The following is a 21988-nucleotide window of genomic DNA, read 5'->3' on the forward strand; positions in this document are numbered from 1 at the left end:
CGCATGTGCTCACTTCGCGCGGAAAGCCGCCGGCGGGATGTGAGATAACCTGCCGCCCGGGCGGTGGACGTGACATGCTCAGGTCGAGCCGCCCGCACATCGTAAGGAGCCCTCCATGGCGCTGACACCCCAGGCACGCGAGACCTTCACCAGGCTGTTCGGGGTGGAGCCCCAACCCCATCCCACGGATCCTGAGCTCTTCGACATCCTCCAGAACGGGATCTTCGACGAGGCCTTCTCCACGGGTGTCCTCACCGACGTTGAGCGCGAGCTGCTCACCATCACCGTCCTGACCGCCATGCAGACCCTCCCACAGCTCAGGGCCCATGTGGGCGCCGCCCTCAACATCGGCGCCAGCCCGCTCCAGCTGCGCGAGGCCATCTACCAGTGCGCCCCCTACATCGGCTTCCCCAAGACGCTCAACGCCATCGACATCGCCAACGGGGTCTTCGAGGCTCACGGCATCTCCCTGCCCCTGGAGAACGCCGGCACCGTTGACGCCACCGACCCCAACGCCCGTGAGCAGGCCGGCGCCGCCATCCAGACCCCGCTGTACGGCAATGAGGTCAAGGAGGTCTTCTCCGCCCTGCCCGAGCCCTTCGATGAGTTCGTGCCCCACCTGCTGACCTCCTCGGCCTTCGGCGACTTCGCCACCCGCGGCGGGCTCGACGTCGCCCAGCGCCCAGCGCGAGCTCATCAGCCTCGTGGCCATCGCCGCCATCGGCGCCTCCACCCAGCTGCGCCCGCACGTGGCCGGAGCGCTCAAGGCCGGCTCCTCCCGTCAGAAGGTTGCGGCCGCACTGGTCCAGGTCATGCCCTACATCGGCGGTCCCTATGCCCTGTCCGGTCTGGTCCTCGTGGCCCGGTACGACGAGAACGCCTCCTCGGAGGCCTACCGCTGACGCTGCACGTCGTCACCCGCCCTGCAGGCCCGTTTACGATGGCCGCCGGGCCGGACTCCCGTTCCGGCCCCGCACAGCAAGGAGAGCACGTGACGACGACGCAGCCCTACCTGTCCCGGCAGGTCACCTTCACCGCCCAGGGGCAGAGGATCGGGGGACTGGCCTACGTCCCGCGCATTGCGTCCTCGGCCCCCGCACCCCTGGTCATCTGCTGTCACGGCGTGGAGGGCTCCCACACCCGCGTCGCCCCCATGGCCAGGCGCTTCGCCGCCGCCGGGGCAGTGGCCGTCTGCTTCGACTTCCGCGGGGGAGGAGGCAGCGCCAGCCAGGGCGAGACCACCGCGATGTCGGCCCTCACAGAGCTGGCCGACCTCGAGGCCGTCCTCACCGCCGCCTGTGCCTGGCCGGAGGTCGACGCCTCCCGGGTCGCCCTGTTCGGGCTGAGCCTGGGCGGGGCGGTCGCGGCGCTCGCGGCCGCCCGCCACTCGCAGCGGATCACAGCCCTGGCCCTGTGGTACCCGGCCCTGCGGCTGGGGGAGAACCTGCGCGCCGCCTTCCGCACGCCGGCCGCTGTGCCCGAGGAGTTCGACTGGGCGGGCACCCGCCTGGGGCGCGCCTATGCCGTCGACGGCTGGAACTTGGAGGTCGGGGCCGAGCTGGCCACCTACCGCCGCCCCGTTCTCATCGTCCACGGGGACCAGGACCGCGCCGTGCCCATCGAGGTCTCCCGGGCCGCCGTGAGCGCCACGCCCGACGCCGAGCTCGTCACCATCTCCGGCGCCGCCCACGGCTTCGGCGACGCCAACTGGGAGGAGGCCATGCGCCGCACCATCGGCTTCCTGGCCTGGAACGGGGTCCTCGAGGAGGAATGAGCCACGCGGATGACCGCAGGACCTGGACCGCGCAGCTCGTTTTCTGACGGCGCTGGTGCCCGAGCGGCCGGCGTCGCACACTTGACCGCATGAGCACACATGAGACAGCACATCTGACCGGCGTCAGTAAAACGATGCTGCTGACCGTCCACGCCAGGGCGGAGCACACGCTCTCCGACCGTCCGCGCTTCACGGACCCCGCCGCTGTCGAGCTCGTCTCCCGGCTCGACTACGACTTCACCATAGCGGGTCAGGACCGGCTCATGGCCGACGGCGTCGTGCTGCGCACCCTCACGCTCGACCCGCTCGTGGCCGGGTACCTGGCCACCCACCCCGGCTGCACGGTGGTCAACATCGCCTGCGGGCTCGACACCCGCTTCCAGCGCCTCGACGACGGGCACGTCACCTGGTACGACCTCGACCTGCCCGACGTCATCGAGCTGCGACGCCGGCTGCTCGAGGACGGTGAGCGTCACCGCACCATTCCCGCCTCCGCCCTCGACTTCGCCTGGCCCGACCATCTGGAGGACGTGAGCCGCGACGCGCTCGTCATCATTGAGGGGTTGAGCATGTACCTCGAGCAGGAGGAGGTGCGCACGCTCCTGGACATCATCGCGGCGCGTCTGCCCGGTGCAACGGTTCTCATCGAGGTTATGTCCCGCCTGTTCCAGAGGTACGGTCGGGAGCGCTCAGTGGAGGACGCGGGTGCGCGCTACACCTACGGCTGCTCCAGCGCCGCCGAGTTCCGCCGGACGGTGGCCCCGGGCTTCACACTGCTCCACGATGTCCCCTTCACCCGCACCATCGCGCGCTATCACCCCCTGCTCGCGCCCCTGACGCGGCTGCCACTGGTGGACAAGCTCGCCGAGCGCATCGTGGTGCTGCGCGCGCCGGTCTGAGCGCTGGCCTGGGCGGGCTCATCTCGATGGGCACATTTCTCGCATACGGGTGCACCATCTTCCAGCCGGGGACATCCTGCGCGTAGGGGTGCACCTGAATCCTGCCCCCGACCGCGTCGCGCGCCTCCGCCCGGAGCCGCGCGTACGCACGGCCTTCTCGATCGCGCGTACGGCTTTCGCCGTTGGGGGAGGACTGGCAGCATCAGAGCCGTGACCGAGAACCGCGCCCAGCCCAGCCCCGCCAACCCGGACGACGTCGTCAATCCCCTCCTGCTCCAGGCCTTCGCCTGGGACCTACCCGCCGACTCGACCCACTGGCGCGTCCTGGCGGACAACGCCTCGCTCCTGGCCGACTGCGGCGTGAGCTCGGCCTGGCTGCCACCCGCCTACAAGGGACAGGCTGGCGTGGAGGACGTCGGTTACGGCGTCTACGACACCTACGACCTGGGCGAGTTCGACCAGAAGGGCACCGTCCCCACCAAGTACGGCACCAAGGAGGACTACCTCGCCGCCATCGAGGCCCTGCACGCCGCCGGCATCAGCGTCGTGGCCGACATCGTCCTCAACCACCGCATGGGTGGCGACGACACCGAGGTCGTGCGCGCCACCCCGGTCGACCCCCACGACCGCCTGCGCCCCATCGGCGATGCCGAGGAGATCACCGCCTGGACCCGCTACACCTTTCCGGGGCGCAACGGCGCCTACTCGGACTTCACCTGGGACTGGACATGCTTCCACGGCACCGACTGGGACGAGGCCCGCCACCAGCAGGGCGTGTGGCTCTTCGAGGGCAAGCAGTGGAACGAGAACGTCAACGACGAGCTCGGCAACTACGACTACCTCATGGGATCCGACGTCCACGTCACCGACCCCGCCGTCAGTGCCGAGCTGGGCCGCTGGGGACGCTGGTACGTGGAGACCACCGGCGTCGACGGCCTGCGCCTGGATGCCCTCAAGCACGTCGGCGCCGACTTCTTCGCCCGCTGGCTTCCCGAGCTGCGGCGTGCCACCGGGCGCGCCCTGCCGGCCGTCGGCGAGTACTGGTCCCGCGACGTCGCCGAGCTGGAGGGCTACCTGGAGGCCGTGCCCTCCACGAGCCTGTTCGACGTCCCCCTCCACTTCCACCTGCACGCCGCCTCCACCTCCAACGGCGACGTCGACCTGTCCCGCCTCTTCGAGAGCACCCTCGTGGCCGCCGATCCGGCCCGTGCCGTCACCTTCGTGGAGAACCACGACACCCAGCCGGGCCAGTCGCTGGCCTCCACCATCGAGTCCTGGTTCAAGCCCTCGGCCTACGCCCTCATCCTCTTGCGCGAGGCCGGAACCCCCTGCGTCTTCTGGGGCGACCTGTTCGGCACCCCCGAGACCGGTGACCTGCCGGCCGTTACCGAGCTGCCGCTGCTCATGACCATGCGGCGCGCCCTGGCCCACGGCCCCCAGCACGACGCCCTCGACGAGCCCGACGTCGTCGGCTTCGCGCGCGAGGGCGACGACGCCCACCCCGGCTCCGGGCTCGCCGTCGTGCTCTCCGACCGCAGGGCCGGCACCAAACGGCTCCACGTCGGGGCTCGGCACGCGGGCGAGCAGTGGATCTGCGTCCTGGGCGGGCACGAGCCGGTCACCATCGGCGGCGACGGCACGGTCGAGCTGCCCGTGTCCGACGGCGGCCTGAGCGTCTACGCGCCCGAGGCCGCCCGGCCGATCCTGGACAGCGCCGAGCAGCACCTCCTGCGCCAGCGCTGAGACTCGTCGAGAGGGGCGTGGGAGAGGCCGTCGCCTTCCCGGTCGATGCTGCGAACGCGTAGGGTGATGGTGGCAGCCACACGCATCTGAGCCGACCTTCCTGGAGGAGACATGCCCGCTTTCCACGCGCCCACCGACCAGAGGACCGACAAGACCGTTGCCGTCTTCATCGCGCCCGGGCTGGAGGAGGTCGAGGCGCTGGCCACCGTGGACGTCCTCTTCCGGGCCGGCATCCCGACGACGATGATCTCGGTGACTCCTGAGCGAGCCGTCACCTCCTCCCACAACATCGTCGTCACCTGCGACCTCACCCTGGCCGAGGCGAACCTGGCCGACTACGACATGCTCGTTCTGCCCGGCGGGATCCCCGGCACCCCCAACCTCAAGGCCGTTGAGCCGCTCATGGCCGCGGTCACCGAGCGCGTGCGCGCCGGCCGGCCGGTGGCCGCCATCTGCGCCGCCCCCTCGATCCTGGCCGAGCTGGGGCTGCTCGAGGGCCGCCAGGCGACGTCGAACCCCGGCTTCGTGGGCGTGCTCGCTGAGCACGGTGCGCAGGTCAGCCAGGCCGCCGTCGTCACCGACGGCCCCGTCATCACCTCCCGCGGCATGGGCACCGCCATCGACTTCGGCCTGGAGATCGTGCGCCACTACCTGGGCGAGGAGGCCGTCGACGACGTCAAGGCCAAGATCGTCTACCAGGGCTGAGCGCTCCAGCCCCGATGCTGATGCCGCCACCGGCTTTCTCGCCTGCGTCCGATGGAGCCGGTTTATGCACTCCTCGTCAGCGTCGCGGCGCACCTGCGGGCCTGAACGTGAAGGAACGCGCCGCCGGCAGCCGTCTGAATCAGCATGATGGCCATGGGGACCAGGATCGAGACCCTCTCATGCAGGACCGCCTGGATGACGAACAGGAGAGCCGAGTCGATGAAGACCACGCCCAGTCCCATAGTCGCCGCCGCGCACCGGGCCTGCATCGTGTACCAGTTCTTCTCGGAGCGCAGCGCGATCTCGTCACGCACTCCCGCCCACGAGTTCGGCGGGAGCCTGTGCTGCGCCATCCGGCGCCCCAGCACCACGAGCACGATCCCGGCCAAGCACAGGAGCAGGCTCATGAGTACGGAGAATACTGTCTCAACCATCGATGTCCCTCGTTGTCCGTCGGGGTGGTGGAGGTTTCTCGGTTGCGGTGAGTTCTCCGTGCATGGTACGCCCGCGCGGACGCACCTTGAACCTCGTGGCCCCACGCCTGAGAGGCAGTCAACGAGACTCAAGGTGCGTCCGCGCGCGGCGCCGGCGGGTGGCATCAGGGCTTGATGCTGCGGCGCCTCTTGGGGATGAGGGCGGCGACGACCAGCAGGATCCCCAGGCCCGCCAGGCAGGCGATGGCCGTCGTCGTGAAGTCGAAGCGCAGCCCCAGGCCAGCCGCGATGAGCAGCCCGCCCACGAGGAGCAGGAACGCCCCCCACAGGAGCGTGGATCCCCTGATATCCCGGGGCGCCTGCGGTTGCTGATTCTGACCGGCCACCGTTCCGGCGCTCCACACCGTGCCGGGCTCCGACGACGCGGGTGCCGAGTCCGCGGACGTGACGGCGTCGGTTGCGACGCCGTCGGACGTGGGGGGTCGCATGGTGAGTGGCCGGGTGTCGCCCGAGGCCGATAAAGGCCTCGTGGTCTCCGCGGTGTCGATGTTCTCAGTGATGTTCTTGCTGGCGTCGTCGGGTGACGTCGTGGACGAGGTGCTGCTCACGGGAGTCTCCTTGCATGAGGTCCGGGTCGTGCCCGAAAGAGGACTGGGTTGTTGTGATCGAGTGCGGGACTCGGGGTGACTGCGCCGATCAGTCGGCGTCCGCCGGGGTGTCAGCGGCGGGCTGCTCGGTGGGCGCCTGCGATGGAGCCGGGGTGGCCGTCCCTGAGGCGCTCGCGCTCGGCTGGGCGGCGCTCTGCGCGGTCAGGGCCTCCTGCACGCAGGCGTCGTAGGCGGTGCGCTCCTTCGAGGTGAGATCGGACAGATCCCGCCAGTTGGCCTCCTTACTGCGATCATCGGCGTCCACGCTCTCGCGGGCGGAGCGGATGCAGGCCTTGGCGTCGTTGACTGTGATGGCCTGATGGGTCATGCCTGGGATCGGCAGGGAGCCGTGGTGAACGTCCTCGTGCTCATCGGACCAGTAGCTGACGATCCATACGGACTCATCGGCATTGCCGTACCAGGAGACGCTGTTGCTTTGATCAGTGACTTTGATCCTCCCAGTGTCCACCGAGGCGTTGATCGTGATCGCCGGACGCCCGTCCTCGCCACTGGGGGAGGTCAGTGTAGACGTGACGTTGAGGCCGCCGCTGGAGCTCCTGTAGGCGGAGACGGTCTTGCCGTTGACGTCATAGCTGGTCGGTCCCTCATCATCGGGCTCCATCCGCCTGCCGTCAGCGCTCCAGGCCCGCGAGACCCGTGACTCGACCGAGCCCATATCGACGTCGGCCTTGACCGTCACCCGCTGGTTGTCGTCGGTCTTGATGCGCAGGTTTCCGACGTCGAGGTGGGCGTTGATCGTGGAGAGCCTGCCGGCCTCCTCAGCGGGCATGCCGCGAAGGTCCAGCGTGAGGTCGCCGACGTCCTTGCTGCTGGTGACGCTGCCACCGTTGGCTGATGAGGTCAGCTCCTTCCAGGTCACCGTGCTCGAGGAGAAGGCGGTCGAGTCCGTGATGACCGCGAAGGGCATACGGGCCAGGCTCGTGGGGGTGACCGACGCGGCTACAAGAGCAGGGATCGCCATGGTGAACAGAGCCGGCCAGCCCAGTGCCGTCATCCAGCCCCCGCGACGACGGCGCAGGCCACTGACGAGGATGCCAGCGCCCAGGAGCGCGACCAGCGTGCCGATGAGGATGAACTGGCCCTGGAGCAGACCCACGACGTGGGTCGTTGTGGCGTACCAGATGCCCGCTCCGGCGAGGAGCCCCAGACCCAGGACCGCCAGGGACACCGAGGAGCCGGGGCCGGGACGGCGTAGGGGGCGCACCGGTGCGGGAGCGGACGGGGAGGGCGGATGCTGCCGGTAGGAGCGGTTCTGCCAGGTCGGACCACTCGCCGGTCGGGTGAAGGCCGGAGCGCCGGAGCCGGATGCGGAGGAGGCCGAGGAGTCTGAGGCTGACGGCGAGCCAGTCGCTGAGAGGGGGGCCTCGGACGTGGCCTGACCGGCCTGGTCACCAGGGCGGTCGCTCGGTGCCTGCGCGGCGCTGTGCTGAGCGGTCTGCCAGGGCTGGGGCCCCTGCGGGTTCTGCGAGGTGCCGTGGTGGCCGCGACGGTTCTGGGCGAAGCGGACGGCGAAGATGACAGCCAGGACGGTCAGCCCCAGCCAGAAGAGCGACCACACGGGGGCGGCGACTCCCGGGAACCCCCACAGGCCGATGTACCAGTCGGGGATGAAACCGTCGCCGATCGTGGACATGCCCACGATCGTCATGCCGATAGCGCCCGCCAGGCCCGCGTTGAAACGGCCGGAGAGGGCCTCCTCCAGGTGGATGCGCCCATCGGACTCCTCGGGCAGGAGCGCCCAGGCCACGCCGTACAGGACCAGCCCGACACCGGAGAAGATCGATAGCACCACCCACACGCAGCGCACCAGCACTGGATCCAGGCCGAAGCGGTAAGCCACCCCGCCGGCCACCCCGGCGATCCAGCGCTCATTCGTGCGTAAGAGGCCCGAGCCGCGCAGGGAGTCGAAGAAGCGGCGGGTCGAACCACTCTCGGGAGCGGACTGAGGCTGCCCGTACTGCTGGTAGGAGGGAGCGGGGCCGGGCTGAGGAGCAGCGCTGCCCGCGGCATCGGAGGAGCTCTCGGAGGGGCCGGGGAATGGAGCGCCGGCGGTGGAGTCGCCGTCTGATGGGGGAGTGGGCATGTCGTTCATGCACTCAATTCTTCGTGTCCGCGCCCCGCGCCACGATCAGGGGACCCCCTGAATGATCCCCGATTGTCCCCCGAATCCCCCGGAGGACGGCCAGATCGGGAACCCTGACGTGCCACGATGGTGCCATGACGACGTCTCAGCAGTGGGTCGCGCAGCCCGGGCCCGTCCCCGATGGGGCGGGCCGCCAGTGGAGTCCCCCGCCACCCCCGCAGCGGCCTCCTCTGCGTCGCCTTCCTCACCGCCTCGGGCCGGCCCCGGCCGACCTGCCCGAGGAGGCCGCCCGGCTGCGCAGGCCCGCTCGCATCGCCGGGGTCTGCGCGGGGTTGAGCCTCCACCTGGGCATCCCCGTGCGCTACGTCCGCGCGGCGATGGTCGTCTTCGCACTCGGGGGTGGTGCGGGCGCCTTCCTCTACGCCCTGCTGTGGGCGACCCTTCCCGGGGAGAGCGGCCCGGTGGGGGTCGAGTCGGCCTCGCCGGTCTCCCGGGCCCGCCTGGCCACCCGCCCCAAGGACGGGGCGGGCCCCGGAGGACCTGGAGGCCAGGGGGCCGATGGCGGCGCCGTCTCCGGCCTGTCCCAGACGGTTATAGACGGCGGCTCCCTCATCCTGGCGGCCCTCTTCCTGGCCGCATGGCGCTTCGGGCTGCTGGACCAGGTCGGCGCGGTGGGGATCGTCGTCGTCATCATCGCCGGGGCGGCCCTGTCCTGGTCCCAGATGGACAACCTCGTCGGCCCGGACCGCAACCTGGGTGCCATTGTGCGGGTTGTGGGCGGGGTGTGCCTGGCCGTCATCGGCATCCTCGTATGGGTGGCCGCCGACAGCTCGCCCTACAAGCTCATCTCCGGGCTCGTCACCGGAGGCGCGCTCGTGGCGGGCATCGGCGTGGTCCTGGCGCCTCTGTGGCTGCGGACCAATCGGGCCCTGGCCGACACCCGCGCCGCCGAGATCCGCGAGTCCGAGCGCGCCGACATCGCCGCCCACCTGCACGACTCCGTCCTGCAGACCCTCACCCTCATCCGCAAGCGCGCCGACGAGCCTGAGACGGTGGCCCGCCTGGCCCGCTCCCAGGAGCGCGAGCTGCGCGCCTGGCTCTACACCGACCGCCCCGCACCGGGCACCTCCGTGGCCGACGCCTTCACCGACCTGGCCGGCGAGATCGAGGACCGCCACGGCGTGGCCGTCGACGTCGTCTGCGTCGGCGACCGCGCCCCCGACCGTGACACTGAGGTCATCGTCGCCGCCACTCGAGAGGCCCTGTCCAATGCCGTGCGCCACGGGGCCCCGCCGGTCTCCCTCTACGTCGAGGCCGGCGACCAGCGCCTCGAGGTGTTCGTGCGCGACCACGGTCCCGGATTCGATCCGGAGTCCATCGCCGAGGACCGCCACGGCGTGCGTGAGTCCATCATCGCCCGCATGGAGCGTCACGGCGGCAGCGGCCGGGTGCGCCGCATGGCCACCGGCACGGAGGTGGCCCTGTCCCTCCCCGCGTGATCCCACCGCCCGCCTATCGTAGGTCCCGTCACATTCTGTCCTGTAGGGCTCCACCTCGTCCTTCTCCGCGTCCTTCCGGTCCTTCCGGGCACCTCCACATCATCGACGTCACCACCAGGAAGACCCATGGCTGACACACCCGCCGGCACCCCATCAGACAACCACCCGCCCGCAGCGGCCGGCTCGCCCCTGCGGGTCCTGGTCGTCGACGACCACGCCCTGGTCCGCTCCGGGGTGCGCTCCGAGCTGACCTCCCACGCCCCCGATCTGGACGTCATCGCCGAGGCCGACGACGTCGAGGGCGCTATCGCCGCCGTCCACGCCCTGCGCCCCGACGTCGTCCTGCTCGACGTTCACCTGCCTGGCGGCAGCGGCGGGGGAGGAGCAGAGGTCGTCGTCTCCTGCCACGACGTTCCCGAGACGCGCTTCCTGGCCCTGAGCGTCTCCGACGCCAGCGACGACGTCGTCGGCGTCATCCGGGCCGGCGCCCGCGGCTACGTCACCAAGGCGATCTCCACCGAGGACCTGGCCCAGGCCGTGCGGCGCGTGGCCGCCGGCGACGCCGCCTTCTCCCCGCGCCTGGCCGGGTTCGTCCTGGACGCCTTCGGGGCCGGGACGGGCGAGGTGGCCGTGGCCGACACCGAGCTCGACCGTCTCTCGGCGCGGGAGCGGGAGGTCATGCGCCTCATCGCCCGTGGCTACACCTACAAGGAGTGCGCCTCCGAGCTGTTCATCTCCGTCAAGACCGTCGAGACCCACGTCTCCGCGGTCCTGCGCAAGCTCCAGCTGTCCAACCGCAACGAGCTCACCCGCTGGGCCGTGGCCCGCCGCATCGTGTAGCCCGACGACGATACGGGCGTGGGCACGTATGGGCAGGTGCGGGTCACTGTCTGACATCGCGTCTGGGCCCACACCGCCGCACTGTCCCGACACTGGCCCGATCCGTGGCAGGATGCGGCACGTGAGCCAACCCCCGCAGCCCTCCGCGAGCACCGCTCATTCCCACCTCGACGCCCTCCAACCGGCCTGCGAGCACCTGCGCGCAGGCGGGCTGGTCATCCTGCCCACGGACACCGTCTACGGCATCGGATGCAACGCCGCCGATGCTGGGGCGGTCGAACGGTTGCTGGCCTCCAAGGGGCGCGGACGTCAGATGCCTCCGCCGGTGCTCGTGGCCGGCCCCGCCGACCTGACCGGCGTCGTCGCCCAGGTGCCGGAGGCCGCGCGCATCCTCATGGAGGCCTTCTGGCCGGGGCCGCTGACCCTCATCCTCGACGCCGATGCGGCCCTGACCTGGGACCTGGGCGAGACCAGCGGCACCATCGCCATACGTATGCCCGACCACGAGCTCGCCCTGGACCTCCTGCGCCGCAGCGGCCCGCTGGCCGTGACCTCCGCCAACCCCACCGGCGCACCGCCCGCGACCGACGCCGCCTCCGCCCGGGCCGCCTTCCCCGGACGGGTCCGGGGAGTCGACGCCGTCGGGACCGAGGACATCCTTCTGCTCGACGGTGGAGCCACGTCCGGTCCGGTTCCCTCCACCATCGTCACCCTCGCCGGGGCGCACGCCTGCTCCCCCCGCATTCTGCGCAAAGGGGTCCTCTCGCCCGCGGACCTGGAGCGAGTGGCCGGTGTCAACGTCGCCGAGCAGACCGCGCAGGCAACGCACAACAAGCCGGAGGTGGGCGCGTGAGGGTCTACCTCCTGGTCATGGCCGTCGCCACCGTGGCCACCTACGTGGCCGTGCCGATCATCCGGCACGTCGCCTTAGTGAGCAATGCGCTCACTCCCGTGCGGGCCCGCGACGTCCACTCCACCCCCATCCCGCGCCTGGGCGGGGTGGCCATGTTCTTCGGCCTGTTCTCCGCGATCTCCGTGGCCTCGCAGATCCCCTACCTCTCTGACGTCATCGACTCCAGCGCCTGGGCCGTGGTCCTGGGGGCGGGGCTGGTATGCCTGCTCGGCGTCGTCGACGACCTGTGGGAGCTGGACTGGATGACCAAGCTCGCCGGACAGATCCTGGCCGCCGGCGTCATGGCCTGGCAGGGCGTCCAGCTCCTCACCTTCCCCGTGGCAGGGCTGACCATCGGGTCCTCGCGCCTGTCCCTCATCTCCACCGTCATCGTCGTCGTGGCCGCCATCAACGCCGTCAACTTCGTCGACGGCCTCGACGGGCTGGCGGCGGGCATCATCGGGATCGGCTCGACCGCCTTCTTCCTATACACCTACGTCCTCACTCGAGCCACGAGCCCAGGCTCCTACAGCTCGCTGGCGGCCACGATCGTGGCCGCCCTCATCGGCGTGTGCCTGGGCTTCCTGCCCCACAACTTCAACCCGGCCACCATCTTCATGGGCGACTCCGGGGCGATGCAGCTGGGGCTGGTCTCGGCCGCCTCCACCATCATCATCACCGGGCAGATCGACCCCGGCAGCTTCGACGGCTCGCGTGCTCTGCCCGCCTTCATGCCGATCCTCCTGCCGCTGGCCGTCCTCCTGCTGCCCCTGACCGACATGATCATGGCGATCGTGCGCCGCACGCGGAAGGGGCTCAGCCCCACCCACCCCGACCGCATGCACATGCACCACCGGCTCCTGGCGGCCGGCCACTCACACCGCCGCGCCGTCCTGGTCATGTACCTGTGGGCCGCCGTCGCGTCCTTCCCCGTGGCCGCCATGGCCTTCTTCCCTCTGCCCTGGGTCATGGTGGGGGCCGCCATCGCGATCCTGTTCGCCTTCGTCGTCACCGTTGACCTCATGCCCGGGGTGCGCCACGGCCTGCGCTCGGCGCTGCGCCGGCGCCAGGATCGCCAGGAGCAGCGGATCGTCATCTCCCGCAATGTCTCGGGAACCGGTGAGGTGACGCGCCCGGCCCAGGGGCAGGCGCCGCAAGGAGCCGTCGTGTCGGCTGCCGTGTCAACGGCTCCCGCCCACCATCCCGAGGAGACGGACGCATGAGTACAGCACACGGCTCCGGCCCGATGTCGCAGCAACCTGCCGACGAGCAGCCGGGACCGACCGGGGGGACCAGTCGCAACACCGCAGTCCTGATCGACTCTGTTGCCCGGCTGCGTCGGATCCTGACGATTGCCACCGGGGTCCTGGTGGCGCTTGAGCTCCTCTGGTGCGTAGGTGGCGGCATGACCGGAGGCGTGGCCCGCCCGACCGGGACCCTTCCAGTGGCCGCGGTGGCGACGGCGCTGCTCCTGGCCTCCACGTGGTGGGTTCTGGCCCGCATGGTGCGCTCCGGGATGGGACTCATGGCTGCCTGGATGGGCGGCGGTTACCTCGCGAGAATCTCCCTGCTGGCCCTGGTACTCCTCGGCGGTCGGGTGATCGGGCTGGACACTCGAGTGATTGGGGTCTCACTCATCGTTGCTGTACTGGTAAGCCTGTTCGCCGAGGTGACCGTCCTGACGCGAGCACGAATCCTTGCTGTGGAGCCGATGAAGGGAGGGCCGACGGGTCGGTCCTGACCGAGGCGTGGGTTCAACCTCGGGAGGCGGCAAGGACGATGAATCGGGATGCGCCTGCTGATTTTGCTTCGTTGAACCATTCCTAGGCGCTAGCATTACCAGTGGTTAGCAGGCCTGTTCGGGGCAGACATCAGGCCAGACTTCGAAGCGTGAGAGACATCGGGAGGATCTCCTGTCCACCAACACCGTCACCGAGAGCGACGCGGCAGTCGACGACGTCGCCGCGCCGCGGACGGCTGACGCCAAGCCGTTCGTCAAACCGCTGTGGTACTGGGTGCTCCTGGTTGTCCTGGTTGCGGTGATCGTGCTGACTGCGGTGCCCGCCTTCACTCAGCACCCTCACTCACCCGGCGTCGAGGACTTCTTCCCCGAAGCGCTCTTTGGCCAGGGTACGTTCCTGGAGTTCAACCGGCTCACCCTCGTCCGCGTCGTCATGGGGGTCGCCTTGTGCCTGACGGTGGGGGTGGCCGCCAGCCGGCTCAAGACCGTCCCCGGGCGCGGCCAGGCCGTGCTCGAGCTCATCGCCGACTTCGTGCGCAGCAATGTGGCCCTCATGCTTCTGGGCAATAAGAACGGACGCCGCTTCGCCCCCCTGCTGGGGACCCTCTTCCTGGGAGTGCTGGCCATGAACATCGCCGGCATCATCCCGGGACTCAACATCGCCGCCTCCTCGGTGGTGGCGGTGCCCCTGGTGTTCGCGGCCCTGACATACATCACCTTCATCGGTGCCGGAATCAGGGAGCAGGGAATCGGTCACTTCCTCGCCTCCCAGCTCCTGCCTCCGGGGCTGCCCAAGGTGATGTACCTGCTCATCACCCCCATCGAGTTCCTCTCGAACTTCATTGTTCGGCCGGTGACGCTCACCCTGCGTCTGCTGTGCAACATGGTCTCCGGGCACATGCTGCTCGCCATGACCTTCTTCGGGACCACCAGTCTGCTCCTGCACCTACAGGCGTCTTCGGCGGCAAGTTTCCTCACCGGCGCAGCCATGATCGCGGTGACCCTGTTCGAGGTCTTCGTCGCGGTCCTGCAGGCCTACATCTTCACCATCCTCAGCGCCGTCTATATCAAGCTCTCCATCGAGGCCCACTAGACGTCACCGACCTGTCCCTGAGGCTCTTCACGACCCTCTGACCCCACCTGCGCCATCGGCGCCAGAAAGAAGGAACCACATATGACCTCCGCTGCTCTCGCATACGTCGGCTACGGCCTGGCCACGCTCGGCCCGGGCGTCGGCATTGGTCTGCTGGTCGGCAAGACCCAGGAGGCCACGGCCCGTCAGCCCGAGGTGGCCGGACGCCTGTTCACCAACATGATCATCGGTGCGGGCATGGTCGAGGCCCTGGCCCTTATCGGCTTCGTCATGCCGCTCGTCGTCAAGTGATGCTTCCCCTGGCTGCCGAGAGCGGGCAGGGAGGGGGGACCGCCTTCATCCTGCCTCCGCTCTATGAGATCTTCTGGGCGGCGATCGTCCTCCTGCTCATCCTCCTGGTGGTGGGCCGCTTCGCCCTGCCTCGGCTCTACGCCGTGCTGGACGAGCGCGCCCGGCGCATCCAGGAGGGCCTCGACCTGGCTGACAAGGCCGAGCAGGACCAGGCCGACGCCGAGAAGCGCGCCGCCCGGCTCGTGGACGAGGCCCGCCGCGAGGCCGCCCGCATCCGCGACAACGCACAGAGCGAGGCCAAGGAGGTCGTCGCCCAGGCCCGTACCGATGCTCAGACCGAGGCCGCCGGCATTCTTCAGGGTGCCCAGCGTCAGATCCTGGCGGACAAGCAGGCCGCGCAGATCTCGCTTCGCACCGACGTCGGTATGCTCGCCTCCACCCTGGCTGAGCGGATCGTCGGTGAGCAGCTCAAGGACACGGCCCTGTCCGAGCGCGTCATCGACCGCTTCCTCGACGAGCTCGAGGCCATGCCCCCGGTCGAGGGCGTTGACGCACCAGTGACCACCGGCCCCGTCTCTGAGCCCGCTGCGGAGGAGAAGCCGTGAGAACCGGGACCGGAGCCACCCGTGAGACCGTGAGCCAGGCCTGGAGCCCGGTGCTCGCGGCGGCGGGAGTCGAGGGACAGGAGCTGGGGCGTCAGATCCTCGCCCTGGCCCACCAGGTCGCCGTCCACTCGCTGTCCGGCCCCTTGACCGACCCGGGCCGCGAGTCCGAGGACAAGGCGGTACTGGCTCGCAGACTCTTCGAGGGAACTGTGGACGGGCGCGTCGTCGACCTGCTCAGCGCCATGGTCCGCGGCCGCTGGTCCAAGCCGGTCGACCTCATCTCCGCCCTCCATGACCTGGGCATCGAGGCGATCCTCGCCGGTGCCCACGCCGACGGCGCGGTCGGTGAGATCGAGCAGCAGCTCTTCGACGTCCACGAGCGGATTGCCGACGACCGCGAGCTGCGCGACGCCCTGGCGCCCTCGCGCCGCACCCGCACCGAGGCCCGCGTCCGTCTGGCCGAGGCCGTCTTCGGCCCCCACGTCAGCGCTCCGGCCATGAGCCTGCTGCGCTGGTGCGTGCGTCACCGCGCCGAGGGCGGGCCGCTGCGCAACCTGCGCCGCGTCGTCGAGCTGGCCGCCGCCATGCGCCAACGCACCATCGCCGACGTCGTCACAGCCGTCCCCATGACCACGGCCCAGGAGTCGCGCCTGCGTACCATCCTGGAGCGCCGCCTGGGCACCCGCATCGATCTCAACTGCGAGGTCGACCCCGAGGTCATCGGTGGGGCGCGTGTCATGATCCGTAACCACGTCCTGGACCACACCGTGCGCGGCGCCGTCGCCGAGCTGCGCACCCGCCTGGCCGGATAGCGGGCAACGCGCCCAGCGCCGCCTCCTGCACCGGTCCCCACAACTTCACCACCCCACCCCGTGCCGTCGTCGCTCACGCCCAGCGCCGCCGGCCCTCAGAACGCAACCAGCAAGGAGACGAGATGGCAGAGCTGACCATCAGGCCCGAGGAGATCCGCTCGGCCCTGAACGAGTTCGCCGAGTCCTACAAGCCCGCCGAGGTCGCGGCCGAGGAGGTCGGGCACGTCGTCTTCGCCGCTGACGGCATCGCGCACGTCGAGGGCCTGCCTGGTGTCATGGCCAACGAGCTGCTCACCTTCGAGGACGGTACCGCCGGCCTGGCGATGAATCTCGAGGAGCGCAGGATCGGCGTCGTCGTCCTGGGCTCCTTCGACGGCATCGACGAGGGCCAAGTCGTGCGCCGCACCGGGGAGGTCCTCTCCGTGCCCGTGGGTGATGCCTACCTGGGCCGCGTCGTCGACCCGCTGGGCCGGCCCATCGATGGCCTGGGCGAGATCGATGCTGAGGGCCGCCGGGCCCTGGAGCTCCAGGCCCCCGGTGTCATGTCCCGCAAGTCCGTCCACGAGCCCCTTCAGACCGGGCTCAAGGCCATCGACTCGATGATCCCGATCGGCCGCGGACAGCGCCAGCTCATCATCGGCGACCGCCAGACCGGCAAGACCGCCATCGCCCTGGACACCATTCTCAATCAGAAGGCCGCCTGGGAGACCGGTGACCCCGACAAGCAGGTGCGCTGCATCTATGTGGCCACCGGTCAGAAGGGCTCCACCATCGCCTCGGTGCGCGCCGCCCTGGAGGAGCGCGGCGCCCTGGAGTACACCACCATCGTCGCCTCCCCGGCCTCCGACCCCGCCGGTTTCAAGTACCTCTCGCCCTACACGGGCTCAGCCATCGGCCAGCACTGGATGTATCAGGGCAAGCACGTCCTCATCGTCTTCGACGACCTGTCCAAGCAGGCCGAGGCCTATCGCGCCGTCTCCCTGCTGCTGCGCCGCCCGCCGGGCCGCGAGGCCTACCCCGGTGACGTCTTCTACCTGCACTCGCGTCTGCTGGAGCGCTGCTCCAAGCTCTCCGACGACCTGGGGGCGGGCTCCATGACCGGGCTGCCGATCATCGAGACCAAGGCCAATGACGTCTCGGCCTACATCCCCACCAACGTCATCTCGATCACCGACGGGCAGATCTTCCTCCAGTCCGACCTGTTCAACGCCGACCAACGCCCCGCCGTTGACGTCGGTATCTCCGTGTCCCGCGTGGGCGGCGCCGCCCAGGTCAAGGCCATGAAGAAGGTCGCCGGAACCCTCAAGATCACGCTGGCCCAGTACCGCTCCATGCAGGCCTTCGCCATGTTCGCCTCCGACCTGGACGCCGCCACCCGCGCTCAGCTCACTCGCGGCGAGCGCCTCATGGAGCTGCTTAAGCAGCCCCAGTACACCCCGTACCCGGTGGCCGAGCAGGTCGCCAGCGTCTGGGCCGGCACCAAGGGCTACCTCGACGACCTCGACGTCGCCGACGTCCTGCCCTTCGAGGAGGCCTTCCTGGACCACCTGCGGCGCAACACCGACATCCTGGACTCCATCGAGTCCACCGGGCAGCTCACCGACGAGACCGAGGAGGCCCTGGTCGAGGCCGTCGAGGCCTTCCGGCGCACCTTCGCCTCCGGCGAGCAGATGCTGGGCGCGCAGGTCGCCGAGCCCGAGGAGGAGCCCACCGCCGAGAGGACCACCGAGCAGCTCGTGGTCAAGAGGGGCTGACGTGGCAGGAAACCAGCGCGTCTACAAGCAGCGCATTCGATCGACCCAGACCCTCCAGAAGGTGTTCCGGGCGATGGAGCTCATCGCCTCGTCCCGGATCGGGCAGGCGCGCCGCAACGCGCAGGAGGCCTCGCCCTACGACCACGCCCTGAGCCAGGCGGTGGCCGCCCTGGGGACCTACTCCCGGTTCGAGCACCCCATTACCCAGGAGCGCACGGACACCAACCGCGTGGCGATCCTCGTGGTCACCTCCGACCGCGGCATGGCCGGCGCCTACTCGGCCACCATCCTGCGCGAGACCGGCCGCCTCATCGAGGAGCTGACCAAGGACGGCAAGGAGCCGGTGATCTTCACCTTCGGCCGGCGCGCCCAGAACTATTTCAGCTTTCGCGGCACGCCGATCGAGTTCTCCTGGACCGGGCAGTCGGACCGTCCCAGTGACCAGGCCATTGAGGAGGTGGCCACCACCCTGCTGGACTACTTCCTCCAGCCGGCCGAGGCCGGCGGCGTGGCCGAGGTCCACATCGTCTTCACCCGCTACGTCTCGATGGTCTCCCAGGTCCCCGAGGTGCGTCGCATGCTGCCGCTCAAGGTGGTCGACGTCGAGGGGGCCGGTGAGCTCGACGACGCCGGCAACGAGGCCCTGGAGAAGGAGCTGGCGGAGAAGCGCGGCAGCTCCATGCCGCTCTACGAGTTCGAGCCCGGGCCCTCCGAGATGCTCGACGCCCTCCTGACCCGCTACATGGGCACCCGCATCCGCAACGCCCTGCTGCAGTCGGCCGCCTCCGAGCTGGCCAGCCGCCAGCAGGCCATGCACACGGCCACGGACAACGCCGAGGACCTCATCATCACCTACACCCGCCTGGCCAACGCGGCGCGCCAGGGCGACATCACCCAGGAGATCACCGAGATCGTCTCGGGTGCCGACGCCCTGGGGGCCGAATAGGCCGGGTAGCCCCCGACGTCGTCGAGACCCCACACAGACTCACCTCACCGAGCAGGACCCCCTCTCAGCTCTGGAAGATACGGAAGAACGCACATGGCTGACACCACCACCCCCGGGACGGGACGCATCACCCGCATCATCGGCGCCGTCGTCGACGTCGAGTTCCCGCCTGATGCGATCCCGGCGATGTACAACGCCCTCAAGGTGACCGTCCAGGCCACCAGTGCCGGCGAGGAGCCCCACGAGATCACCCTGGAGGTCGCCCAGCATCTAGGCGACAACATCGTGCGCACGATCTCCCTCAAGCCCACTGACGGCCTCGTGCGCGGCTCGCAGGTGCGCGACACCGGCGCGCCGATCTCCGTGCCCGTGGGCGACGTGACCAAGGGCCACGTCTTCAACGTCACCGGAGACGTCCTCAACCTCGGCCCCGGCGAGCAGCTGGAGATCGCCGAGCGCTGGCCCATCCACCGCCAGCCCCCGGCCTTCGACCAGCTCGAGTCCAAGGAGCAGATGTTCGAGACCGGCATCAAGGTCATCGACCTGCTCACCCCCTACGTCCAGGGCGGCAAGATCGGCCTGTTCGGCGGCGCCGGCGTGGGCAAGACCGTCCTCATCCAGGAGATGATCCAGCGCGTGGCCCAGAACCACGGCGGTGTCTCCGTGTTCGCCGGGGTGGGGGAGCGTACCCGCGAGGGCAACGACCTCATCGTCGAGATGGACGAGGCCGGCGTGTTCGACAAGACCGCCCTGGTCTTCGGCCAGATGGACGAGCCGCCGGGCACGCGTCTGCGCGTGGCCCTGTCCGCCCTGACGATGGCCGAGTACTTCCGCGACGTCCAGCACCAGGACGTGCTGCTGTTCATCGACAACATCTTCCGCTTCACCCAGGCCGGTTCCGAGGTCTCCACGCTGCTGGGCCGCATGCCCTCGGCCGTGGGCTACCAGCCCAACCTGGCCGACGAGATGGGCCAGCTCCAGGAGCGCATCACCTCGGCCGGCGGCCACTCCATCACCTCCCTGCAGGCGATCTACGTGCCCGCCGACGACTACACCGACCCGGCGCCGGCCACGACCTTCGCCCACCTGGACGCCACCACCGAGCTCAGCCGCGAGATCGCCTCGCGCGGCATCTACCCGGCCGTGGACCCGCTGACCTCCACCTCGCGCCTGCTGGCCCCCGGCTACGTGGGTCAGGAGCACTACGACGTCGCCACCCGTGTGAAGTCCATCCTCCAGAAGAACAAGGAGCTCCAGGACATCATCGCGATCCTCGGCGTCGACGAGCTCGGCGAGGAGGACAAGGTGACGGTGGCCCGTGCCCGCCGCATCGAGCAGTTCCTGTCCCAGAACACCTACATGGCGGAGAAGTTCACCGGCGTGGCCGGCTCCACCGTGCCGCTGTCGGAGACCATCGAGGCGTTCCGCCGCATCTGCGACGGCGACTACGATCACCTGCCGGAGCAGGCCTTCTTCAACATCGGCGGCATTGAGGACCTGGAGCGTCGTGCCGCCGAGCTCAAGGACTGAGACGTAGGATCCGGGTAGAACCGGGTGCAGGAAAGGAGGGGACATGGCCTTGAGTGTTGAGGTGGTCTCGCCGGCGGGCGAGGCCTGGACCGGTGAGGCGACGCAGGTCTCCGTGCCCCTGATCAACGGGGAGCTGGGCATCCTGCCCGGCCGTCAGCCCCTCCTGGCGGTCCTGGGATCCGGGCCGGTGCGACTGAGTCCCGTCGGCGGCGAGATGCGCAGGATCGAGGTGTCCGGCGGGTTCTGCTCCGTGGACCACGACGTCATCACGATCGCCGCCGATCATGTGAAGCAGGACGCGGAGGCCTGAGGCATGGGGCAGCACGTGTGGATGATCGTGGCGATCGTCGCCATCGCCCTCGTGCTGCTGACAGGCGGCTTCCTGGCACGCTTGCGCTACCTGGCCGGGCAAGTCGGTTCCTTCGAGTGCGCGATGCGCCCCGCCGGGGGTCAGCGCTGGCTGAGCGGGGTCGCCTCCTTCCGGCTCGACTCCCTGGAGTGGTACCGGCTCATGTCGTTGTCCACGCGACCCTCACGGGTGTGGAGGCGCCTGGATCTGGAGCTCTCCGCGGCCAGGCGGCGCCGGGAGCAGGGGCGCGTCGTCGAGGTGCACTGCGTGGACGCCACCGCCGGCCCCGACGGCTTCGACCTGGCCATGATGGAGGAGTCGCACTCGGCGCTGGTCGCCTGGGTGGAGTCCGCGTCCCCCGAGCAACCCAGCCTCTACTGAGCCCCGTTCCCAGTCATCTGTAGGACATCACAGTCCTTGATCATGACGCACGTTCTCGACGGCGGGGTCACGGTCTCCTGGTGCTACGGCCTCCGGCGCCGGATCATGTCTGAGAAACGGGCCCTGATCCGGTGCGGGTGCCGTACCTGGATAACGGACGGACGTCAGGCGGGTGACACGATGCTCAGGCCTGCCGGCCCCGGCGTCGCGCCGAGCCTCGGTCCGCCCCGCTAGGGTGGACGGGTGCGCCTCGTTATCGCCTCCTGCTCCGTCGACTACTCCGGCCGCCTGGACGCCCACCTGCCCCGAGCCACCCGCGTGCTCATGCTCAAGGCCGACGGCTCGGTCCTCGTCCATTCCGACGGCGGCTCCTACAAGCCCCTGAACTGGATGAGCGCCCCGGCCCGCCTGGCCGTCACCGATCCGGATGAGGAGGCCGCCGCCGACGGCGTGCGCGAGGTCTGGGAGGTGCGCGCCTCCAAGACCGACGACCGCCTCGTCATCCGCATCTTCGAGACCTTCTCCGACGTCAGCCACGAGCTGGGCGTGGATCCGGGCCTGACCAAGGACGGCGTCGAGGCCCACCTCCAGGAGCTCCTGGCCGAGCAGATCGAGGTCCTGGGCACCGGCTACCGCCTGGTGCGCCGCGAGTTCCCCACCGCCATCGGCCCGGTCGACATCATGGCCAAGGACTCCGAGGGCCGCTCCGTGGCCGTGGAGATCAAGCGCGTCGGCGGGATCGACGGCGTCGAGCAACTCACCCGCTACCTCGAGCTCCTGGACCGCGACCCGCTGCTCACCCCTGTCCAAGGCGTCTTCGCCGCCCAGACGATCAAACCCCAGGCCCGCGTCCTGGCCGAGGATCGCGGCATCCGCTGCGTCACCCTCGACTACGACGCCATGCGCGGCATGGACGACCCGGCCTCCCGACTGTTCTGAGAGGGGACAA

General features: G+C 69.8%; 22 protein-coding genes and 2 pseudogenes. 21 read left to right on the forward strand and 3 right to left on the reverse strand.

The window, feature by feature from the left end; genetic code table 11:
* Positions 1–115: 115 nt before the first annotated feature.
* From HMPREF9056_RS14650 to HMPREF9056_RS06000, 6 genes and pseudogenes are all read left to right on the forward strand, one after another.
* A pseudogene (locus HMPREF9056_RS14650) lies at positions 116–382 on the forward strand (carboxymuconolactone decarboxylase family protein); the annotation flags it as partial.
* A gap of 322 nt (positions 383–704) precedes the next feature.
* Positions 705–902: a carboxymuconolactone decarboxylase family protein gene (locus HMPREF9056_RS14655; protein WP_253269961.1), complete on the forward strand. Its 198-nt coding sequence runs from the start codon at positions 705–707 to the stop codon at positions 900–902.
* A gap of 107 nt (positions 903–1009) precedes the next feature.
* Positions 1010–1774, forward strand: a pseudogene (locus tag HMPREF9056_RS05985) (alpha/beta hydrolase family protein); the annotation flags it as partial.
* Positions 1775–1863: 89 nt separating this feature from the next.
* Entirely contained in the window at positions 1864–2673 is an 810-nt protein-coding gene (locus HMPREF9056_RS05990; protein ID WP_034514020.1) for a class I SAM-dependent methyltransferase, read from the forward strand.
* 210 nt (positions 2674–2883) lie between these two features.
* A complete protein-coding gene (locus HMPREF9056_RS05995) occupies positions 2884–4416 on the forward strand; it encodes an alpha-amylase (protein ID WP_009403775.1) in 1533 nt (510 codons plus the stop codon).
* 111 nt (positions 4417–4527) lie between these two features.
* Positions 4528–5121: a DJ-1 family glyoxalase III gene (locus tag HMPREF9056_RS06000; protein ID WP_009403776.1), complete on the forward strand. Its 594-nt coding sequence runs from the start codon at positions 4528–4530 to the stop codon at positions 5119–5121.
* 62 nt (positions 5122–5183) lie between these two features.
* On the opposite strand, the gene HMPREF9056_RS06005 is transcribed toward HMPREF9056_RS06000, so the two are convergent.
* From HMPREF9056_RS06005 to HMPREF9056_RS06015, 3 genes are all read right to left on the reverse strand, one after another.
* Complete coding sequence (locus HMPREF9056_RS06005; protein ID WP_009403777.1) at positions 5184–5555, reverse strand: SdpI family protein; 372 nt, start codon at positions 5553–5555, stop codon at positions 5184–5186.
* Between the two features lie 164 nt (positions 5556–5719).
* On the reverse strand, positions 5720–6163 hold the full coding sequence (locus HMPREF9056_RS06010) for a hypothetical protein (RefSeq protein ID WP_034514022.1): 444 nt from the start codon (positions 6161–6163) through the stop codon (positions 5720–5722).
* A gap of 88 nt (positions 6164–6251) precedes the next feature.
* A complete protein-coding gene (locus HMPREF9056_RS06015) occupies positions 6252–8315 on the reverse strand; it encodes a PspC domain-containing protein (RefSeq protein ID WP_009403780.1) in 2064 nt (687 codons plus the stop codon).
* A 125-nt stretch (positions 8316–8440) separates the two neighbouring features.
* On the opposite strand from HMPREF9056_RS06015, the gene HMPREF9056_RS06020 reads away from it, so the two are divergent.
* From HMPREF9056_RS06020 to nucS, 15 genes are all read left to right on the forward strand, one after another.
* Positions 8441–9805 carry an ATP-binding protein gene (locus tag HMPREF9056_RS06020; protein WP_009403781.1) on the forward strand — a complete coding sequence of 455 codons (1365 nt, stop codon included), beginning with the start codon at positions 8441–8443 and terminating at the stop codon, positions 9803–9805.
* Positions 9806–9931: 126 nt separating this feature from the next.
* Positions 9932–10645, forward strand: coding sequence for a response regulator transcription factor (locus tag HMPREF9056_RS06025; RefSeq protein ID WP_009403782.1), 714 nt, complete (start codon positions 9932–9934; stop codon positions 10643–10645).
* A gap of 112 nt (positions 10646–10757) precedes the next feature.
* Complete coding sequence (locus tag HMPREF9056_RS06030) at positions 10758–11498, forward strand: L-threonylcarbamoyladenylate synthase (RefSeq protein ID WP_009403783.1); 741 nt, start codon at positions 10758–10760, stop codon at positions 11496–11498.
* A complete protein-coding gene (locus tag HMPREF9056_RS06035; RefSeq protein ID WP_009403784.1) occupies positions 11495–12760 on the forward strand; it encodes an MraY family glycosyltransferase in 1266 nt (421 codons plus the stop codon). The genes HMPREF9056_RS06030 and HMPREF9056_RS06035 overlap by 4 nt, the downstream gene beginning before the upstream one ends.
* Positions 12757–13278 carry a hypothetical protein gene (locus HMPREF9056_RS06040; RefSeq protein WP_034514025.1) on the forward strand — a complete coding sequence of 174 codons (522 nt, stop codon included), beginning with the start codon at positions 12757–12759 and terminating at the stop codon, positions 13276–13278. The genes HMPREF9056_RS06035 and HMPREF9056_RS06040 overlap by 4 nt, the downstream gene beginning before the upstream one ends.
* Positions 13279–13552: 274 nt before the next feature.
* Positions 13553–14371 (forward strand): F0F1 ATP synthase subunit A, encoded by an 819-nt coding sequence (gene atpB / locus HMPREF9056_RS06045; RefSeq protein ID WP_003785323.1) that lies wholly within the window; start codon positions 13553–13555, stop codon positions 14369–14371.
* An 81-nt stretch (positions 14372–14452) separates the two neighbouring features.
* On the forward strand, positions 14453–14662 hold the full coding sequence (gene atpE / locus HMPREF9056_RS06050; RefSeq protein WP_003785325.1) for an ATP synthase F0 subunit C: 210 nt from the start codon (positions 14453–14455) through the stop codon (positions 14660–14662).
* The gene (locus HMPREF9056_RS06055) at positions 14662–15267 is read left to right on the forward strand and encodes a F0F1 ATP synthase subunit B (protein WP_009403786.1); all 606 of its coding nucleotides are present in this window, start codon (positions 14662–14664) and stop codon (positions 15265–15267) included. The genes atpE and HMPREF9056_RS06055 overlap by 1 nt, the downstream gene beginning before the upstream one ends.
* Complete coding sequence (locus tag HMPREF9056_RS06060; RefSeq protein WP_009403787.1) at positions 15264–16079, forward strand: F0F1 ATP synthase subunit delta; 816 nt, start codon at positions 15264–15266, stop codon at positions 16077–16079. Before HMPREF9056_RS06055 ends, HMPREF9056_RS06060 begins: the two co-directional genes overlap by 4 nt.
* Before the next feature lie 122 nt (positions 16080–16201).
* The gene (atpA, locus tag HMPREF9056_RS06065) at positions 16202–17833 is read left to right on the forward strand and encodes a F0F1 ATP synthase subunit alpha (protein WP_009403788.1); all 1632 of its coding nucleotides are present in this window, start codon (positions 16202–16204) and stop codon (positions 17831–17833) included.
* Position 17834: 1 nt separating this feature from the next.
* Entirely contained in the window at positions 17835–18779 is a 945-nt protein-coding gene (locus HMPREF9056_RS06070; protein WP_009403789.1) for a F0F1 ATP synthase subunit gamma, read from the forward strand.
* A 93-nt stretch (positions 18780–18872) separates the two neighbouring features.
* Positions 18873–20309, forward strand: a complete 1437-nt coding sequence (gene atpD / locus HMPREF9056_RS06075) for a F0F1 ATP synthase subunit beta (RefSeq protein WP_009403790.1) — start codon at positions 18873–18875, stop codon at positions 20307–20309.
* A 43-nt stretch (positions 20310–20352) separates the two neighbouring features.
* A complete protein-coding gene (locus HMPREF9056_RS06080; protein WP_009403791.1) occupies positions 20353–20619 on the forward strand; it encodes a F0F1 ATP synthase subunit epsilon in 267 nt (88 codons plus the stop codon).
* 3 nt (positions 20620–20622) lie between these two features.
* On the forward strand, positions 20623–21039 hold the full coding sequence (locus HMPREF9056_RS06085; protein ID WP_009403792.1) for a DUF2550 family protein: 417 nt from the start codon (positions 20623–20625) through the stop codon (positions 21037–21039).
* A gap of 243 nt (positions 21040–21282) precedes the next feature.
* Entirely contained in the window at positions 21283–21978 is a 696-nt protein-coding gene (gene nucS, locus HMPREF9056_RS06090) for an endonuclease NucS (RefSeq protein ID WP_009403794.1), read from the forward strand.
* Positions 21979–21988 lie beyond the last annotated feature (10 nt).

The organism is Actinomyces sp. oral taxon 170 str. F0386, from assembly GCF_000195595.1.
Taxonomy (GTDB): domain Bacteria; phylum Actinomycetota; class Actinomycetes; order Actinomycetales; family Actinomycetaceae; genus Actinomyces.

Bases quoted from the DNA above. Each gene is read 5' to 3' on its own strand.
- HMPREF9056_RS05990 (WP_034514020.1), top strand. From the start codon at position 1,864: ATGAGCACACATGAGACAGCACATCTGACCGGCGTCAGTAAAACGATG.
- HMPREF9056_RS06000 (WP_009403776.1), top strand. From the start codon at position 4,528: ATGCCCGCTTTCCACGCGCCCACCGACCAGAGGACCGACAAGACCGTT.
- atpE (WP_003785325.1), top strand. From the start codon at position 14,453: ATGACCTCCGCTGCTCTCGCATACGTCGGCTACGGCCTGGCCACGCTC.
- HMPREF9056_RS06030 (WP_009403783.1), top strand. From the start codon at position 10,758: ATGCGGCACGTGAGCCAACCCCCGCAGCCCTCCGCGAGCACCGCTCAT.
- atpD (WP_009403790.1), top strand. From the start codon at position 18,873: ATGGCTGACACCACCACCCCCGGGACGGGACGCATCACCCGCATCATC.
- HMPREF9056_RS06080 (WP_009403791.1), top strand. From the start codon at position 20,353: ATGGCCTTGAGTGTTGAGGTGGTCTCGCCGGCGGGCGAGGCCTGGACC.
- HMPREF9056_RS06015 (WP_009403780.1), bottom strand. From the start codon at position 8,315: ATGAACGACATGCCCACTCCCCCATCAGACGGCGACTCCACCGCCGGC.
- HMPREF9056_RS06040 (WP_034514025.1), top strand. From the start codon at position 12,757: ATGAGTACAGCACACGGCTCCGGCCCGATGTCGCAGCAACCTGCCGAC.
- HMPREF9056_RS06025 (WP_009403782.1), top strand. From the start codon at position 9,932: ATGGCTGACACACCCGCCGGCACCCCATCAGACAACCACCCGCCCGCA.
- HMPREF9056_RS06020 (WP_009403781.1), top strand. From the start codon at position 8,441: ATGACGACGTCTCAGCAGTGGGTCGCGCAGCCCGGGCCCGTCCCCGAT.
- HMPREF9056_RS06055 (WP_009403786.1), top strand. From the start codon at position 14,662: ATGCTTCCCCTGGCTGCCGAGAGCGGGCAGGGAGGGGGGACCGCCTTC.
- HMPREF9056_RS06005 (WP_009403777.1), bottom strand. From the start codon at position 5,555: ATGGTTGAGACAGTATTCTCCGTACTCATGAGCCTGCTCCTGTGCTTG.
- HMPREF9056_RS06085 (WP_009403792.1), top strand. From the start codon at position 20,623: ATGGGGCAGCACGTGTGGATGATCGTGGCGATCGTCGCCATCGCCCTC.
- atpA (WP_009403788.1), top strand. From the start codon at position 16,202: ATGGCAGAGCTGACCATCAGGCCCGAGGAGATCCGCTCGGCCCTGAAC.